Source organism: Enterobacter sp. JUb54, from assembly GCF_014298075.1.
Lineage (GTDB): Bacteria > Pseudomonadota > Gammaproteobacteria > Enterobacterales > Enterobacteriaceae > Klebsiella > Klebsiella lignicola.
Genome location: NZ_CP060418.1, coordinates 4,806,587 through 4,822,919, shown reverse-complemented (window position 1 = coordinate 4,822,919; position 16,333 = coordinate 4,806,587). Strand labels below are relative to the sequence as shown.

The following is a 16,333-nucleotide window of genomic DNA, read 5'->3' as shown; positions in this document are numbered from 1 at the left end:
TCCCCCTTAAGGGTGCGCGTGTCTTATCGCAGCGACATCAGCGAAAAGGTCAGGTCATCGAGCGGTACGGCGGACAGATCCCGCCCCGCAGCCATCCAGCGTTTCGCCAGCTTGACGGTGCGCGCGTCGTTAAACGCCACCAGCTGAGTCAGGCGACCGTGGGCATCGAGCGAGAAGAACAGCGGTCCTCGCGGTTCCCGGCGTACCACCGTCCGGCAGCCGGGCTGCGGGATGCCGAGGATCTGGATATTGCAGGCATATTGATCCGACCACAGCCACGGCGCCTCGTCGTAACCGGCCGCCTGCGGATCGAGCATTGCTTTGGCGGTCGCCACCGCCTGATTCTGCGCGAAGGCCCACGACTGAATGCACACGCCGTACTGGTGGTGCCGGGCGACGTCGCCGGCGGCGAAGATCGCCGGATCGGACGTTTGCCCCTGCGCGTTGACCACGATCCCGCGATCCACCGTCAACCCCGCTTCCTGCGCCAGCTCGAGGTTAAGATCCACGCCGATCCCCACCACCACCGCATCAAAGGTTTCGCGTTGTCCGTCGCAGTGGATCACCGGCTGACCATGGTCATCTTCCAGCTCCAGCGCCCCGCAGCCGCGTCGAATATCAACGCCCTGCTCGCGATGAAGACGCTCAAGCTCTTGCGAAACATCCGCGCTTACCGAGCGCATACACAGCAACGGTTGCTGTTCAAACAGGGTCACCGCCACGCCGCTTTTCCGTGCCGATGCGGCAATCTCCAGCCCTATCCAGCCGCCGCCGACAATCGCCAGCCGCGAGGTGCTGGCCAGCCGTTGCTTCAGGCGCTGGGCATCCTGCCAGTGGCGCAAGGTGTACACCTGCGGATGCTGCGCCCAGGCGTCACCTGGCAGACGCGCCCGGCCGCCGGTGGCGATCAGCAGCGTGTCGTAGCCCAGCGATTCTCCGTTGCTCAGGCGCACCGTCTTGCCTTCGCGGTCGATGGCGTCGGCGCGTAGCGGGCGGTACCAGCTGAGATTCAGCGCCTGCTGCGCCTCTTCACTGAACAGGCGCGGCAGCGGCGCGTCGGCCTCCAGCAACGCCGCTTTTGACAGCGGCGGGCGCTCGTAGAAATCCCACGCCTCTTCGGCCACCACGCAAATCTCGCCGTCAAAGCCTTCATCGCGCAGGGTTTTTGCCGCCCAGCCGCCCGCCTGGCCGCCGCCGATAATCACGATCCGCGCGGTCATACCGCCTCCGGCTTTTTCTGCTGGCGGCGGGTGTCGTGGTCGATTCCCCCTTCAACCGCCCATTCGGTAAAGGAGACCAGCGAGTGTTCAAGCTCGCGCGGCTGCCACTTCTCGGTCAGGAAATCATCGTTGGTGTAATACTCAAACGCCCCGCCGGTCGGGCTGTTGACGTACCAGAAATAGGCGGAAGAAACCGGGTGGCGGCCTGGACCGATAAAGGTGCTCCACGCGTTTTTGTTCATCGCAATGCCGCCGCCGATCACTTCGTGAATATCGCGCACGGTAAAGGCCACGTGGTTCAGGCCACGCTTGCGGTTGGGAAGCTGTAACAAAAAGAGGTTGTGATGGCCGCCGCGCACGCCGCAGCGCAGGAACACCGCGCGGTTGATGTAGCGGTCCGATACCTGGAATCCCAGCACATCACGATAGAAGCTTTCGACCGCCGCCAGCTCTTCAACAAAGAACACCACATGCCCGACGTTGATCGGCTGTGCGCGATCGTAGACCGGGCTGGGAGTGTCAATGCGGCGGATATCGCCCCACTGGTTGATCGCCTCGACGTTGAGATCCACCGCGGTTTGTTGCGTGACCTGCACGCGCAGCGTCATGCCGTTCGGATCCTGGCACTCGAGGGCACCGTCAACCTCACGAAACGCCGGCTGCTGCGCCAGCTTTGGTCGCAACGCATCCAGCGCCGCCCGATCCGCCACCGCCCAGGTCATCCGGCGCAAGGTGTTGCCTGCTTCAAAAGCCGCAGGCAGGTCCGGGCTATCGATCGGGTTGAGTTCTACCCGCGCGCCGCTCAGGGTGGTAAAACGTTGGCCGCTGGCATCGCCCTTCAGGCCAAAATCACGCATAAATTTGGCGCTGTGGGTCAGGTCATCAACGCCAAATTCCAGCTTTTCAATTCCGGTTACACTCATCGTTCGTTGCCTCTTTACCGTTCAGTCGCCCTGATTTGGGCGTAAAACATGCCCGACGCACTCAAGCGCCTGCCGTTAACTCGTTGATTTAGCTGGCCTGTGACAAGTGCCCTAAGAAGCCAGAAATTTTGTCCGCCGCCATGCTGACGTCGTTTTGCAGCCGTTCGCGATCGCTTTGCGGGATCTCATCCGACGGCACCAGGATACTGACCACTGCCGCCACCCGCCCGCTGCGATCGTAGACCGGGTAGACGATGGAGGAGATACCGTGACGGTAGAAGGATTCGCCAATCACGTAGCCGCGCGCTTTGTCCTGCTGGACCATCTGCCACAGCGCTTCGCGGTCGTGAATTTGCCCCGGCGCGTTGCCCGGCAGCCGCTCGTCAGGAAACAGCTGTTCGAAGTCACCGCGTGAGATATCGGTCAGCAGCATACGGCCAAGCGAGGTGCAGTGAACCGGCAGACGGGTGCCGATGCTCACCTGGTTGATGCGGGAACCGGCGGCGCTGACGCGGGCGATATAAATGATGTCTCGTCCGTCGCGGATCGCCAGGTGGCTGCTGCATTGACTGGTATCACGCAGCTGTTCAATCACCGGCTGGCCGACCTGCGCCACATCCAATGAAGCGATATATTCAAAGCCAAGGCGCAGAACGTTCATCCCCAGCGAGAAGGTATTGGTGCGCGGGTTGCGCTCCAGAAACCCCATATACTCCAGCGTCTGCACCACGCGATAAGCGGTCGCTTTCGGCATATCCACCAGCCGATGCAGCTCGGCAAAGGTCAGATCGCGATGTTGTTCGCCAAATGCCAGCAGCAGCTGTAATCCCCGCTCCAGTCCCGGCACCAGGTATTTCACTTCCTGATCGTTTGCCATACCGCTTCGCCTCATTAGTTAAAAACAAATCCGCCGTTGACCGGGATCAGCTGCCCGGTGACAAACCGCGACAGGTCGCTCAACAACCACACCACGCTGCCGGTGACGTCTTCCGGCTGCTGGGCGCCGCTCAGGGCGCGCCCGTTTTCATAGAGCTGATGGCGTTCTGCCGGGACATATTCCGTGGCTTCAACTCGGGTCAGCCCTGGGGCGATCGCGTTGATACGAATGCGCTTTTCGCCCAGCTCACGGGCCATGGAACGGGTCATGGCAATCACCGCGCCTTTGCTGGCAACGTAGGCCATCAACCGCGGCGCGCCCCAGAGCGCGGTGTCGGAGGCGACATTGACAATCCCGGCGCCTTCCCGCAGCAGCGGCACCGCCGCCCGAGTCACCAGCCAGGTGCCTTTGACGTTCACCGACATCACCCGATCCCACAGATCGGGATCGTAGTCGATCATATCTTTGCCGCCGACGCCGGTAGCCATCGCCGCGTTATTCACCAGACCGTCGATCTTTCCCCGCTCGCCGATCGCCTGAAATGCCTGCGTAATCGCCTGAGCATCCGCCAGATCGATGATCTGCGATTCGATACGGTAGCCCTGCTCGCGCAGACGATGGGCGCTTTCCGCCAGCTCACCTTGCAGGATGTCGCACATCACGACCTCAGCGCCCTGTTCGGCACAGGCCTGGGCAAAATGGAAACCCAGCCCGCGCGCCGCACCGGTAATCACAATGCGCTTGCCGGTTAACAGCCCGTTCATCAGGCGGCTCCCTGCGGCGCTTCGCGGGCGGCCAACTGCTCTTTCGCCGCTTTTTGCATCATCCGCCGCAGGCGGGAAAGGCCGACGTCATGTTGATAGAGATATTCGTGATCGCGGGCGTTCGGCGCCAGGCTCTCCAGCACCACGCGATCCTGCTCCAGTACTTCCCAGTGCAGTTTTTCCAGGCGGTTGCGGTACATAAAGCGCCACAGATCGCGCTGCCAGCCCTGCACGCCGCGAATACGCCAGAAAAAGACCCGGCAGTTGTCGTTGTCTTCCGGCACCACCATGCCGACGATCCAGAAGTGACCGCCCGGCCCAAAACGCTTTTTGTAAGGGATCGATAAACGCATCCAGTAGGCGCCGCTGTTGCCCAGCTCGACCCAGTCAAAGTTGACGCCACTTTGGCCTTTCTTCTCAAAGATAAAACCGGTTTGCGTCGGCTGGAGGACCATTTCGGCTTTACGCTCACCTTCCGCCATCGAGTGCGATGAGGAGTGCAGATAGGTGCCGTGCATCGGGTCCATCACGTTTTCCAGCGCGTACTGGTAATTACATTTCCAGGCCGCGGTGCAGAGGAAGTTGCTGTACTTATCGCTATCGGCCAGCTCCTGCGGGAAGGTCAGTTCTTCGGGCTGCTGGTCGGCGGTGGCGCCAAACCACAGGAAAATCGCCCCGTGCGCTTCCTGGACGTTGTAGCTGCGTACGCACTGCTGACCCACCAGCGGGCATTTATCGACTGCCGGCACATCTTTCACTTCGCCGTTGCCGGCCACTTCCACCCCGTGATACCAGCAGGCAATCCGATCGCCGAGGTTCCAGCCCATCGACAGGCGGGCGCCGCGATGCGGGCAGCGGTCTTCCAGCGCCTGCAGCTGACCGTCTTTGTTACGCCACACCACAATTTGTTCGCCAAGGCGGGTAATCCCCACCGGGGCGGATTGCACTTCCCAGCTCGCCAGCACCGGATACCACAGGCCGCGTAACCCTTTATCGAGATAGTTCTGTACCGTTGTTGTCATCGCTGTTTCCTCAGTATCCGTTGACCTGTAAAAAGGCCTGGAAGCTGGCTTCGCTCCAGGGTTCACCCTGCTGGTCGTGCATTTTCAGGGCGTTCAGCCCATTGACCAGCTGGCTCAGGCTTTCCGCGCCCTGCTCGAACAGCGTTTCGAGGGTGGCGATAAGCTGCAGCTCCCAGTTTTCCGGGACGCGGCTACGGGTTTGCCAGATAAGGTTGTGATAATCGCCCGGCTTATGAATGTTGCCGTTCCCGCCTTCTGCGGGCGGCGTAAACTGGCGGCTTTCCGGCAGCGCCGGGTTGAAGTTCAGGGTTTCGCTCATGCCACACTCTCCTCGATAAACGTAATCTGGATCTGATTGTCGAATACCCGCACCGGGTAACGATTGAGGTTACGGCCGCCCGGACCATGCAGACACTGGCCGGTTTTGACGTCGAACACCGCCTCATGCAGCGGGCATTCAACCTTGCCATCTTCGACAAAACCCTGGCTTAACAGCGCATAGGCATGGGGACAGACGTCCTCCAGCGCGTAGTACTCACCCTCAATCAGATAAATACCGATCTCTTTACCGTCGATGTTGCCGCTAAAAGGGAAATCTTCCTGTACTTGCTCTGCGTCACATACGCCTATCCAGCTCATCACGATCCTCCAGGCCTTTGTTTCATATATGAAACTCTGTTTCTTATTTAATACGGTCAATATAAAAGCGTTCAACATTTCGTCAAGCGGCAATGTGAAAGATTTGTTAATCAAACGCGCTTTAATGAGCTAAGTGTGCAATTGATCACGAAAAATCGCTGCAATACGAAATTGTGATATTTAAAGCGGCGGGTAGAAATAATTTAATCGGTTGATGATATTTTCGTAAATGGCGATTGACTTCTTTTCAAGATGGCTATTAAAAATAATAATATGGACGAATGATAAAGTTTCACCGGTGAAACAACATGTAAATTTAACCAATTAAAACAATGAGTTTCACCTATGAACCATTTTCACATGGCAACTATCACTGAGATTTAAAAATAACCAGATCGCGTTATCGTTGATCAAGAGAGAAAAATAAAAATGACCGCAAGATGGCAGGGAACAATCGCACTTCTGGTGCTAATAATCATTTCTTACGTGGACCGGGTAAATATCTCGGTGATGATTCTTAACCCCGATTTCGCCGCTCACTTTCAGTTAAATGATAACAGAATGTTACAGGGAATGCTGATGACCTGCTTTCTTCTGGGTTACGGATTTTCGGCATTGTTATTAACGCCAGTTATAGAAAGTAAACTTAATTACCGCCAGGGGTTATTAGGCAGCATCGCCCTGTGGGCGCTGATTTGCGCCATCTCGCCGCTGCTGGGTTCGCTGATGGGGATGCTGATCGCCCGGCTGATCCTCGGAATAGCGGAAGGCCCGCTGTTTTCACTCAAAACGCGCTTTATCAGCGACAACTTCGCCGCCGAGGCCATCGGCAAGCCGAATGCCGTCACCGCTCTGGGCGTCTCTTTGGGACTGGCGCTGGGCTTTCCGCTGATCACCTTTCTGGTGGAACACCAGGGGTGGATGGGATCGTTTTACAGCCTGGCGCTACTGAACCTGCTGCTCGGTGGCGGCGTGGTGTGGCGCTTTTTACCCGCCCCGACCGCCAGGGCGAACGCCGTCAGCCCCGGCTTTCGCCAGACGTTTCTGCTGGCGTGGCGTACGCCGCTGCTCGGCTGGATCCTGCTGGTTGAAATTGCCACCCTCAGCTACCTGTGGGGCAGCAGCGCCTGGCTGCCGGCCTGGCTGCGCGATGAGCACCAATTTTCCCTGCAGGCCACCGGGTTTCTGGCCGCGATCCCTTTTTTGCTCAGCCTCGGGTCGAAATTTCTCGGCGGCGTGCTGCTCGATAAAATGCGCCCGGAACAGGCGCCGCTGCTGTTTGTGGTTGGCGGCTTTCTCACCGCCGGTTCGGTGCTGGCGCTGATGCTCAGCCAGCAGCCGGCCATGCTGGCGCTGTTTATGCTATCGGCCAATATCTTCTGGGGGCTGCAGGGCGCGGCGATCCCGGCGGTGGTTCAGCATCATGCATCGCCACAGGCGGTGGGCAGTGCCTACGGTATTATTAATGGGATTGGTAATCTCTGCGCGGCGTTTATTCCGCTGCTGATGGGGATGGTGATGAAGTCGGTGGGATCGGTAAGCTCAGGGTTTTCGGTGCTGGTGGCTTCGCAGGTGATAACGCTGCTTGCCGGAGGCGTGTTGCTGCTGCGCATGCGTCGCGCAGCAGCCGTGCGGGTCTGAGGCTTATTCGCCTTTTTTCGCCGCCTGAATGTACAGCATCTCCAGCGCCAGCGTTGCCGCGGCCAGAGCAGTGATCTCGGACTGATCGTAAGACGGCGCAACTTCCACCACGTCCATCCCGACGATATTCAGATCCTTCAGGCCGCGCACCAGTTTGATCGCGCGGTCGGAGGTCAGCCCGCCAATCACCGGCGTACCGGTTCCCGGAGCAAACGCCGGATCCAGCGCATCGATATCAAACGTCAGATACACCGGCATGTCGCCAACGATCTGTTTCACCTGGGCGATGATGTCGTCAACGGAACGATCGTTGACCTGGCAAGCGTCGAGCACGGTAAAACCGTTATCTTTGTCGAACTCGGTACGAATACCGATCTGCACCGAGTGGTTCGGGTCGATCAGGCCTTCTTTCGGCGCGGTGAAGAACATGGTGCCATGGTCGAATTCGCAGCCGTTAGCGTAGGTGTCGGTGTGCGCATCAAAGTGCACCAGCGCCATCTTGCCGAAGTGTTTCGCGTGAGCGCGCAGCAGCGGCAGGGTGACAAAGTGGTCGCCGCCGAAAGAGAGCATCCGTTTACCGGCTGCCAGCAGTTTTTCAGCGTGGGCCTGCAAACGTTCGCTCATGTCGCGCGCATCGCCGAAGGCATAAACCAGATCGCCGCAGTCAACCACGTTCAGACGTTCGCGCATATCGAAGTTCCACGGGAAGCGGCTGCCTTCCCAGGCGAGGTTGGTAGACACCTGACGGATCGACGCAGGACCGTGACGTCCGCCCGCACGACCGGAGGTTGCCGCATCAAAAGGAACGCCGGTGATCACCCAGTCGGCGTTGCTGTCGTACGGCTGGAAGTTCAGCGGCAGACGCAGAAAACCAAACGCGTTAGATACCAGGGAGTTATCGTATTGATGACCTAAGGTGCTCATGAGAATGACCTCTTTTTACCGTCGATGTATGTTTATACAGATATAAAAAAACCCCTCCGCGTCGTTAGGCCCGACGAGGAAGGGTTTGAATAGGGGACTGCTTGTTAGTGCGAATTATCGCCGTTAATGCGTACGGGTTCAAGTCGGCATCACAGTTGTGTGACCGGGTGCCCTCCCCCGACTGCAGAGAGGGCCCGTAAAACATTATTCGTCTTCCAGGTAGGTGTACCCGTAAAGACCGGCTTCGAACTCTTCGAGGAACTGCACCTGTAGCGCCTCGTCCAGACCGGAGTTTTTCACCTGGTCGCGGAACTGGGTCAGCAGGGTGTTGGGATCCAGCTGCACATATTGCAGCATATCCGCTACGGTATCCCCTTCGTCGGACAGCTCCACTTCGACGCTGCCGTCAGGGAACACAAACACGTCGACCGCTTCGGTATCACCGAACAGGTTGTGCATGTTGCCGAGGATTTCCTGATACGCACCGACCATAAAGAAGCCCAGCATCGGCGGGTTCTCAGGGTCGTACTCCGGCATCGGCATGGTGGTGGCAATGCCGTCGCCATCCACATAGTGGTCAATGGCGCCATCGGAGTCGCAGGTGATATCCAGCAGCACCGCACGGCGCTCAGGCACCATGTTCAGCCCTTCCAGCGGCATCACCGGGAACAGCTGATCGATACCCCAGGCATCCGGCATCGACTGGAACAGCGAGAAGTTGACGTAAATTTTATCCGCCATACGTTCCTGCAGCTCGTCGATAATCGGACGATGCGCGCGGTTGCTCGGGTCGAGCTGCTTCTGAACTTCATGGCACATGTTCAGATACAGCTGCTCTGCCCAGGCGCGTTCCTGCAGGTTAAAGGTGCCGGACGAGTAGCCGATGTGGATATCGTGCAGATCCATCTGGCTGTCGTGCAGCCATTCGCGCAGCGAGCGGCGGTTGCCGGTCTCGTGCATCTCCTGCCAGGTTTCCCACATGCTCTGCAGCGGACGCGCCGCGTCCTGCGCCGGCGGGGTCGCTTCGGTGTATTCGTTGCGCTCAACGCCGATGATGTTGGAAACCAGCACGGTGTGGTGCGCCGTCACCGCACGCCCGGACTCGGTAATCACCGTCGGGTGCGGCAGACCGTTCTCTTCGCAGGCATCGCCAATCGCCCAGATAATGTTGTTGGCATATTCGTTCAGGCCGTAGTTCACCGAGCAGTCGGACTGCGAACGGGTCCCTTCGTAGTCAACGCCGAGACCGCCGCCGACGTCAAAGCACTGAATATTCACGCCCAGCTTATGCAGCTCGACGTAGAAGCGGGCCGACTCGCGCACGCCGGTGGCGATATCGCGAATGTTGGCCATCTGCGAGCCGAGGTGGAAGTGCAGCAGCTGCAGGCTTTCCAGATGCCCCGCGGCACGCAGAATCTCAACCAGCTGCAATACCTGGGTGGCTGCCAGGCCGAACTTCGATTTTTCACCGCCGGAAGACTGCCATTTACCGGAACCCTGCGACGCCAGACGTGCACGCACACCCAGGCGCGGAACGACGTTCAGGCGCGCGGCTTCTTCCAGCACGATCGCGATTTCCGACATTTTTTCGATGACCAGATAGACCTTGTGGCCCATCTTTTCACCCACCAGCGCCAGGCGGATGTATTCACGGTCTTTATAACCGTTACAGACGATCACGCTACGGGTCATCCCCGCATGGGCCAGAACCGCCATCAGCTCCGCTTTGGAACCGGCTTCCAGTCCCAGCGGCTCGCCGGAGTGGATCAGCGACTCAATAACGCGACGATGCTGGTTAACCTTGATCGGGTAAACCAGGAAGTAGTCGCCGTTATAGCCATAGGATTCACGCGCGCGCTTAAAGGCGGCGTTAATCGAACGCAGGCGGTGCTGCAAAATCTGTGGGAAGCAGAACAGTGCCGGCAGGCGCTGCCCCTGCGCTTCGCGTGCTTTGACTAATTCAGCAAGGTCGACGCGGGCTTCCGGGACGTCAGGATCCGGGCAAACGCTGATATGGCCCAGTTCGTTAACGTCGTAGTAGTTATTACCCCACCAGGCAATATTGTAAGTACGTAGCATTTTGCTGGCTTCCTGGGAGCTCATCGCAACCTCCTGCATGGAACGTAGTACACCGTGTTCGCCTGCTGACGAAGGCGAAACTAAAGACATGTCGTCAGACATCGCGAACCTCGAATTCTCTAAAAAGTGTATACCCTCGCGGCGTTGTGGTGCAGGCAGGCTGCCCGATAGCACGACCGACAACGGGTATAAAACAGTCAACTACTATCGCAGTCCAAAGACGCGATAACAACCCATGAACAGTCCTAAACCCCAGCAGATAGTGCTGGCTTTGCGACTGCGCGACCGGTTTCTTATTCATATCATAGTAAAACACATACCCGAACCTTATATGACAGTCCGGAGAAACCACGAGAAAACCCTTGCGATAGCGATAGCAAGAGAGCCCTTGTTCAGTTTTCAGATAGCCTGCCGGCCCTGGAATCCTGAGAAGCGCCGAGACGGGAAGAACATCGGCTGGTTTGCATGAGAGAGATGCTGATTGCGGGTAATTGACGCGCGACAGAACGACGCGACGAATCAAGTGAAAAACGTGGGTTCATTATCTGGTATCACCTCCACACTGCCCCGATACGGGCCAGCGACAAGCCAAAGCTAGACATACCACAACAACGTCAAAACACGTCGTCGCAGAGTTCTGTATATACAGACTGCTTAACCCGGCTGGAAGTGGCGTCACGAGATGCTTTTCGTGCGCTTTTTTAATGAGCCGCGCGCGGCGTTTTATACCGAGAAGCAGGGTAAAAAGCAAAATAAAAATATGCGCATGCCGATGATTGGCAGGAAAAATTGCCACCTGCCTTTTTTCACAAATGCGAGGCACATCAAAAAAGGCTGGAAATGGGATTAAGTTCTGACCTAAAATAGCCATCCAGAAGTTAATCCGTCTATACTGATTAACACTCAGACTGCTCGTGTCACTACCTGCAAGCTTTGGTAGAATCATCCACCGAAGCTAATCCACACAACAGTATGAGCTACACGAATACTCCACAGGTAAAATAAAACATGGCAAAACACCTATTTACGTCCGAGTCCGTATCAGAAGGGCATCCAGACAAAATTGCTGACCAAATCTCCGATGCAGTGTTAGATGCGATCCTCGAGCAGGATCCGAAAGCGCGCGTCGCATGTGAAACTTATGTCAAAACTGGCATGGTGCTGGTTGGCGGTGAAATCACCACCAGCGCATGGGTTGATATCGAAGAGATCACCCGTAATACGGTTCGTGAAATTGGCTATGTGCATTCCGATATGGGCTTTGATGCCAATTCCTGTGCCGTACTGAGCGCCATCGGCAAACAGTCTCCGGACATCAACCAGGGCGTTGACCGTGCCGATCCGCTGGAACAAGGCGCCGGTGACCAGGGCCTGATGTTTGGCTATGCGACTAACGAAACCGACGTGCTGATGCCAGCGCCGATCACCTATGCTCACCGTCTGGTGCAGCGTCAGGCTGAAGTGCGTAAAAACGGCACCCTGCCGTGGCTGCGTCCGGATGCGAAAAGCCAGGTGACCTTCCAGTACGATGACGGCAAAATCGTCGGTATCGACGCGGTAGTTCTGTCGACTCAGCACGCCGAAGATATCGATCAGAAATCGCTGCAGGAAGCGGTGATGGAAGAGATCATCAAGCCGGTTCTGCCGACCGAATGGCTGAACAGCGCCACCAAATTCTTCATCAACCCAACCGGACGCTTTGTTATCGGCGGCCCAATGGGCGACTGCGGCCTGACCGGTCGTAAAATTATCGTGGATACCTACGGCGGCATGGCTCGTCACGGCGGCGGCGCGTTCTCCGGTAAAGATCCATCTAAAGTTGACCGTTCTGCGGCCTACGCAGCCCGTTATGTGGCAAAAAACATCGTTGCTGCTGGCCTGGCTGACCGTTGTGAGATTCAGGTTTCCTACGCCATCGGCGTGGCTGAACCAACGTCCATCATGGTAGAGACCTTCGGTACCGAGAAAATCGCCTCTGAGCAGCTGACGCTGCTGGTGCGTGAATTCTTCGACCTGCGTCCATACGGCCTGATCCAGATGCTGGACCTGCTGCACCCGATCTACAAAGAAACCGCTGCATACGGTCACTTTGGTCGCGAACATTTCCCATGGGAAAAAACCGACAAAGCCGCACTGCTGCGTGAAGCTGCCGGTCTAAAATAATCCCGCTGCTTTTCTGCTGAACAGGCCAGCCTAGCGCTGGCCTTTTTATTGCGCCCTTTCCCTGCCTTTCAGCCCCCTGTGCCGTTTTCTGCCGCTGCGCTATTTACCCTTCGCCCACTAATGAAAGCGATTACATGAGCATAACCGCCGTTCATTACCCATTAACATCGGTTAGTGAAACAACTTTTCACTATGTTGCATAATGTTTCAGCATTGTCTGATTACCGCTTTTTTACGCTAGCTTTATAATCATTTATCTATTTGAATTTAATAATATTTAACAGATTACATTTCTTTACCCTTGTGTAACCGTTTACACAGTCGTGATTGCTATCACGTTTTTTTGTCATCGACTCCCCTACTCTAACCATCGACAGAATCAATAACTCAACTGGAGGGCGTTATGCCTGACAACAAAAAACAAGGGCGCTCGAACAAAACGATGACGTTCTTTGTCTGTTTCCTCGCCGCGCTGGCTGGCCTGCTTTTCGGCCTTGATATCGGCGTCATTGCAGGTGCCTTACCTTTTATTGCCAACGAGTTCCAGATAAGCGCTCACACTCAGGAATGGGTGGTGAGTTCCATGATGTTCGGTGCCGCCGTCGGTGCCGTGGGCAGCGGCTGGCTCTCCTTCCGCCTTGGTCGTAAAAAGAGCCTGATGATCGGCGCTATCCTGTTCGTTGCCGGCTCGCTGTTCTCAGCAGCTGCGCCGAACGTGGAAGTCCTGCTTATCTCCCGCGTTCTGCTTGGCCTGGCCGTTGGTGTCGCCTCGTATACCGCACCGCTGTACCTGTCTGAAATCGCCCCGGAAAAAATCCGCGGCAGCATGATTTCGATGTATCAGCTGATGATCACCATCGGGATCCTCGGCGCCTATCTGTCGGATACCGCCTTCAGCTACACCGGCGCATGGCGCTGGATGCTGGGCGTCATTATCATCCCGGCGATCCTGCTGCTGGTCGGCGTGATTTTCCTGCCGGACAGCCCGCGCTGGTTTGCCGCCAAACGCCGCTTCGTGGATGCCGAACGCGTACTGCTGCGTCTGCGTGATACCAGCGCCGAAGCCAAACGCGAGCTGGATGAAATCCGTGAAAGCCTGAAGATCAAACAGTCTGGCTGGGCGTTATTTAAAGAAAACAGTAACTTCCGTCGCGCGGTGTTCCTTGGTGTTCTGCTGCAGGTGATGCAACAGTTCACCGGTATGAACGTCATCATGTACTACGCGCCGAAAATTTTTGAACTGGCAGGCTATGCGAACACCACCGAGCAGATGTGGGGGACCGTGATCGTCGGTCTGACCAACGTGCTGGCGACCTTTATCGCCATCGGACTGGTTGACCGCTGGGGCCGTAAGCCAACGCTGATCCTCGGCTTTATCGTGATGGCCGTCGGTATGGGCGTGCTGGGCTCAATGATGCACATCGGGATCCACTCTGCGGCTGCACAGTACTTCTCCGTGTTGATGCTGCTGATGTTTATCGTTGGCTTCGCCATGAGCGCCGGTCCGCTGATCTGGGTTCTGTGCTCTGAAATTCAGCCGCTTAAAGGCCGCGATTTCGGTATCACCTGCTCAACGGCGACCAACTGGATTGCCAACATGATCGTCGGGGCGACCTTCCTGACCATGCTTAACTCGCTGGGCAGCGCGAACACCTTCTGGGTTTACGGTGGTCTGAACGTGTTGTTTATTTTCGTAACACTGTGGCTTATCCCGGAAACCAAAAGCGTTTCGCTGGAGCACATCGAGCGTAACCTGATGAGTGGCCGTAAGCTGCGCGAAATCGGCGCTCGCAACTAACCTTCTACGCTTCCTCCCTTGGCGGGAGGAAGCGTCTTTCCCTTGCTCTCCCCGTCGCAGCGCACTATCCTCTGGCGCTATGAAAACACCCCGCATCCCCATCGCTATTCAACAGGCCGTCATGCGCAGCCTGCGGGAAAAACTTGCCCAGGCGAACCTCAAACTGGGCCGCCAGTACCCGGAACCAACCCTGGTCTATCAGCAGCGTGGTACCTCCGCCGGCACCGCCTGGCTGGAAAAAAATGAAATTCGTCTCAACCCGGTGCTACTACTGGAAAACCAGCAGGACTTTATCGACGAGGTGGTGCCTCATGAGCTGGCGCATTTACTGACGTGGAAACACTTCGGTCGCGTGGCGCCGCACGGGAAAGAGTGGAAATGGATGATGGAAAGCGTGCTCGGCGTCGAAGCCAAACGCACCCACCGATTCGAACTCGACTCGGTTCGCCAGAACACCTTCCCCTATCGCTGTCAGTGCCAGCAACATCAGCTCACCGTGCGCCGCCACAACCGTGTGGTGCGGGGCGAAGCAACCTACCGCTGCGTGCGCTGCGGCGATCTGCTGGTCGCCGACAAACAGACCCCTTCTGAGTAACACTGGCAAACCCGTCAGGCGGGAGGGTGGCATCAACCACTCGTCGGGACTTTGCTATGTGACGGCAATAACTGGAAATTTTCTGATCTAGCTGATTGCATCTGACAATCGCATTCGCTACGTTGCGGGCTCGTTTTGACACGGAGTTTACGATGTCCCGTATTGATGTTATTGCCGCGGCGTTATTGACCGCAGCGTTCAGTGGCCAGGTTGCGGCCGAAGGAATCAACAGTTTTTCCCAGGCCAAATCCGCCGGTGTGAAAGTGAATGCCGACGCGCCCGGTGATTTTTACTGCGGCTGTAAAATTAACTGGCAGGGGAAAAAAGGCGTTATCGATCTGGAATCTTGCGGCTATAAAGTGCGTAAAAATGAAAACCGCGCCAGCCGGGTTGAGTGGGAGCACGTGGTACCCGCGTGGCAGTTTGGCCATCAGCGCCAGTGCTGGCAGGATGGCGGACGTAAAAACTGCGCCAAAGACCCGGTGTATCGCAAAATAGAAAGCGATATGCACAACCTGCAGCCGGCGGTCGGTGAGGTGAACGGCGATCGCGCAAACTTTATGTACGGTCAGTGGAACGGCGGCGAAGGCCAGTACGGCCAGTGCGCCATGAAAGTCGATTTTAAAGACAAAGTCGCCGAGCCGCCTGCCCGCGCTCGCGGTGCGATCGCCCGTACCTACTTCTATATGCGTGATACCTATCAGCTGACCCTCTCGCGTCAGCAAACCCAGCTGTTTACCGCCTGGGATAAGATGTATCCGGTGAGCTCCTGGGAGTGCGAGCGCGACGAACGTATCGCCAAAGTCCAGGGCAACCACAATCCATATGTCCAGCAAGCTTGCCAGGCGCAAAAGAGCTAACCTACACTAGCGACAATTGTTAATTTGCAGGTTCATCCCCCGGCCTTCCGGCAACGGTGAACCTGCGCGTAGAACGGAATATCAAGCATGCGCATCCCTCGCATCCACCACCCGGAACCGATTACGGTAGGTAGCCAGCTCGCCCTTTCAGAAGATGCCGCTAACCACGTTGGCCGCGTATTACGTATGGGTAAAGGCCAGGAAATTCAGCTTTTCGACGGCAGTAATCAGGTGTTCAACGCGGTGATTGCCGAAGCGGGCAAAAAAAACGTGTTGGTTGAGGTGCTCAGCGCTGAGACCGACGACCGCGAGTCACCGCTGCACATCCACCTCGGCCAGGTGATGTCGCGCGGCGAAAAGATGGAATTCACCATTCAAAAGTCGATTGAACTCGGTGTAAGCCTCATAACGCCACTGTTTTCCGAGCGCTGCGGCGTTAAACTGGATGCCGAACGTTTGCAGAAAAAGATCCAACAGTGGCAGAAAATTGCCATTGCCGCCTGCGAGCAGAGCGGCCGCAACGTGGTGCCGGAGATTCGCCCGGCGATGCAGCTGGAAGCCTGGTGTGCCGAGCAGGATGATAGCCTGAAGCTCAACCTGCACCCACGTGCCAGCGCCAGTATTAACACGCTGCCGCTGCCGGTCGAGCGCGTTCGTTTGCTGATTGGGCCGGAAGGCGGTCTGTCGGCGGAAGAGATCGCGATGACCGCTCGCTACCAGTTTACTGATATTCTGTTGGGACCGCGCGTTCTGCGTACAGAGACAACTGCGCTCACTGCCATCACCGCCCTGCAGGTGCGTTTTGGCGACTTAGGTTGAAGCGTTAAC

16 protein-coding genes and 1 pseudogene are annotated in these 16,333 nt (G+C 57.0%); 6 read left to right on the top strand and 11 right to left on the bottom strand.

Annotated elements, in window-relative coordinates:
* Positions 1–23: 23 nt before the first annotated feature.
* The 7 genes from HF679_RS22375 to HF679_RS22345 form a co-directional block, all read right to left on the bottom strand.
* A complete protein-coding gene (locus tag HF679_RS22375; protein ID WP_123756524.1) occupies positions 24–1,220 on the bottom strand; it encodes an NAD(P)/FAD-dependent oxidoreductase in 1,197 nt (398 codons plus the stop codon).
* Positions 1,217–2,143: a VOC family protein gene (locus HF679_RS22370; protein ID WP_123756523.1), complete on the bottom strand. Its 927-nt coding sequence runs from the start codon at positions 2,141–2,143 to the stop codon at positions 1,217–1,219. Before HF679_RS22370 ends, HF679_RS22375 begins: the two co-directional genes overlap by 4 nt.
* Positions 2,144–2,231: 88 nt before the next feature.
* A complete protein-coding gene (locus HF679_RS22365; protein ID WP_123756522.1) occupies positions 2,232–3,020 on the bottom strand; it encodes an IclR family transcriptional regulator in 789 nt (262 codons plus the stop codon).
* A 14-nt stretch (positions 3,021–3,034) separates the two neighbouring features.
* Complete coding sequence (locus HF679_RS22360; protein WP_123756521.1) at positions 3,035–3,784, bottom strand: SDR family oxidoreductase; 750 nt, start codon at positions 3,782–3,784, stop codon at positions 3,035–3,037.
* Positions 3,784–4,806 carry an aromatic ring-hydroxylating oxygenase subunit alpha gene (locus HF679_RS22355; protein WP_123756520.1) on the bottom strand — a complete coding sequence of 341 codons (1,023 nt, stop codon included), beginning with the start codon at positions 4,804–4,806 and terminating at the stop codon, positions 3,784–3,786. Before HF679_RS22355 ends, HF679_RS22360 begins: the two co-directional genes overlap by 1 nt.
* A 10-nt stretch (positions 4,807–4,816) precedes the next feature.
* Positions 4,817–5,125, bottom strand: coding sequence for a recombinase-like helix-turn-helix domain-containing protein (locus HF679_RS22350; RefSeq protein WP_123756519.1), 309 nt, complete (start codon positions 5,123–5,125; stop codon positions 4,817–4,819).
* A complete protein-coding gene (locus HF679_RS22345) occupies positions 5,122–5,445 on the bottom strand; it encodes a Rieske (2Fe-2S) protein (RefSeq protein WP_123756518.1) in 324 nt (107 codons plus the stop codon). The genes HF679_RS22350 and HF679_RS22345 overlap by 4 nt, the downstream gene beginning before the upstream one ends.
* A 429-nt stretch (positions 5,446–5,874) precedes the next feature.
* Between HF679_RS22345 and HF679_RS22340 the strand changes: the two genes are divergently transcribed.
* Entirely contained in the window at positions 5,875–7,086 is a 1,212-nt protein-coding gene (locus tag HF679_RS22340; protein ID WP_187042381.1) for an MFS transporter, read from the top strand.
* Positions 7,087–7,089: 3 nt separating this feature from the next.
* Here HF679_RS22340 and speB read toward each other — a convergent pair whose 3' ends face one another.
* The 4 genes and pseudogenes from speB to HF679_RS22320 form a co-directional block, all read right to left on the bottom strand.
* Positions 7,090–8,010: an agmatinase gene (speB, locus tag HF679_RS22335; RefSeq protein WP_187042380.1), complete on the bottom strand. Its 921-nt coding sequence runs from the start codon at positions 8,008–8,010 to the stop codon at positions 7,090–7,092.
* 204 nt (positions 8,011–8,214) lie between these two features.
* Positions 8,215–10,191, bottom strand: a complete 1,977-nt coding sequence (gene speA, locus HF679_RS22330; protein WP_123756515.1) for a biosynthetic arginine decarboxylase — start codon at positions 10,189–10,191, stop codon at positions 8,215–8,217.
* Between the two features lie 88 nt (positions 10,192–10,279).
* Positions 10,280–10,390, bottom strand: a pseudogene (gene yqgB, locus HF679_RS24940) (acid stress response protein YqgB); the annotation flags it as partial.
* Between the two features lie 240 nt (positions 10,391–10,630).
* Positions 10,631–10,960, bottom strand: a complete 330-nt coding sequence (locus tag HF679_RS22320; protein WP_148060398.1) for a hypothetical protein — start codon at positions 10,958–10,960, stop codon at positions 10,631–10,633.
* A gap of 137 nt (positions 10,961–11,097) precedes the next feature.
* Here HF679_RS22320 and metK point away from each other — a divergent pair, with 137 nt between their 5' ends.
* The 5 genes from metK to rsmE all read left to right on the top strand — a co-directional run bounded on the left by metK (position 11,098) and on the right by rsmE (position 16,324).
* On the top strand, positions 11,098–12,252 hold the full coding sequence (gene metK, locus HF679_RS22315) for a methionine adenosyltransferase (protein ID WP_095099323.1): 1,155 nt from the start codon (positions 11,098–11,100) through the stop codon (positions 12,250–12,252).
* A gap of 403 nt (positions 12,253–12,655) precedes the next feature.
* Entirely contained in the window at positions 12,656–14,050 is a 1,395-nt protein-coding gene (locus tag HF679_RS22310; RefSeq protein ID WP_123756514.1) for a sugar porter family MFS transporter, read from the top strand.
* Between the two features lie 79 nt (positions 14,051–14,129).
* Positions 14,130–14,645, top strand: coding sequence for a SprT family zinc-dependent metalloprotease (locus HF679_RS22305; RefSeq protein WP_123756513.1), 516 nt, complete (start codon positions 14,130–14,132; stop codon positions 14,643–14,645).
* Positions 14,646–14,797: 152 nt separating this feature from the next.
* The gene (gene endA / locus HF679_RS22300; protein ID WP_123756512.1) at positions 14,798–15,505 is read left to right on the top strand and encodes a deoxyribonuclease I; all 708 of its coding nucleotides are present in this window, start codon (positions 14,798–14,800) and stop codon (positions 15,503–15,505) included.
* Positions 15,506–15,592: 87 nt separating this feature from the next.
* Entirely contained in the window at positions 15,593–16,324 is a 732-nt protein-coding gene (gene rsmE, locus HF679_RS22295) for a 16S rRNA (uracil(1498)-N(3))-methyltransferase (RefSeq protein ID WP_123756511.1), read from the top strand.
* Positions 16,325–16,333: the final 9 nt, after the last annotated feature.

What these genes read in the sequence shown, in the direction of transcription:
- HF679_RS22375 (WP_123756524.1), bottom strand. Translation starts at nt 1,220, where the DNA reads ATGACCGCGCGGATCGTGATTATCGGCGGCGGCCAGGCGGGCGGCTGG.
- HF679_RS22370 (WP_123756523.1), bottom strand. Translation starts at nt 2,143, where the DNA reads ATGAGTGTAACCGGAATTGAAAAGCTGGAATTTGGCGTTGATGACCTG.
- HF679_RS22365 (WP_123756522.1), bottom strand. Translation starts at nt 3,020, where the DNA reads ATGGCAAACGATCAGGAAGTGAAATACCTGGTGCCGGGACTGGAGCGG.
- HF679_RS22360 (WP_123756521.1), bottom strand. Translation starts at nt 3,784, where the DNA reads ATGAACGGGCTGTTAACCGGCAAGCGCATTGTGATTACCGGTGCGGCG.
- HF679_RS22355 (WP_123756520.1), bottom strand. Translation starts at nt 4,806, where the DNA reads ATGACAACAACGGTACAGAACTATCTCGATAAAGGGTTACGCGGCCTG.
- HF679_RS22350 (WP_123756519.1), bottom strand. Translation starts at nt 5,125, where the DNA reads ATGAGCGAAACCCTGAACTTCAACCCGGCGCTGCCGGAAAGCCGCCAG.
- HF679_RS22345 (WP_123756518.1), bottom strand. Translation starts at nt 5,445, where the DNA reads ATGAGCTGGATAGGCGTATGTGACGCAGAGCAAGTACAGGAAGATTTC.
- HF679_RS22340 (WP_187042381.1), top strand. Translation starts at nt 5,875, where the DNA reads ATGACCGCAAGATGGCAGGGAACAATCGCACTTCTGGTGCTAATAATC.
- speB (WP_187042380.1), bottom strand. Translation starts at nt 8,010, where the DNA reads ATGAGCACCTTAGGTCATCAATACGATAACTCCCTGGTATCTAACGCG.
- speA (WP_123756515.1), bottom strand. Translation starts at nt 10,191, where the DNA reads ATGTCTGACGACATGTCTTTAGTTTCGCCTTCGTCAGCAGGCGAACAC.
- HF679_RS22320 (WP_148060398.1), bottom strand. Translation starts at nt 10,960, where the DNA reads ATGGCTATTTTAGGTCAGAACTTAATCCCATTTCCAGCCTTTTTTGAT.
- metK (WP_095099323.1), top strand. Translation starts at nt 11,098, where the DNA reads ATGGCAAAACACCTATTTACGTCCGAGTCCGTATCAGAAGGGCATCCA.
- HF679_RS22310 (WP_123756514.1), top strand. Translation starts at nt 12,656, where the DNA reads ATGCCTGACAACAAAAAACAAGGGCGCTCGAACAAAACGATGACGTTC.
- HF679_RS22305 (WP_123756513.1), top strand. Translation starts at nt 14,130, where the DNA reads ATGAAAACACCCCGCATCCCCATCGCTATTCAACAGGCCGTCATGCGC.
- endA (WP_123756512.1), top strand. Translation starts at nt 14,798, where the DNA reads ATGTCCCGTATTGATGTTATTGCCGCGGCGTTATTGACCGCAGCGTTC.
- rsmE (WP_123756511.1), top strand. Translation starts at nt 15,593, where the DNA reads ATGCGCATCCCTCGCATCCACCACCCGGAACCGATTACGGTAGGTAGC.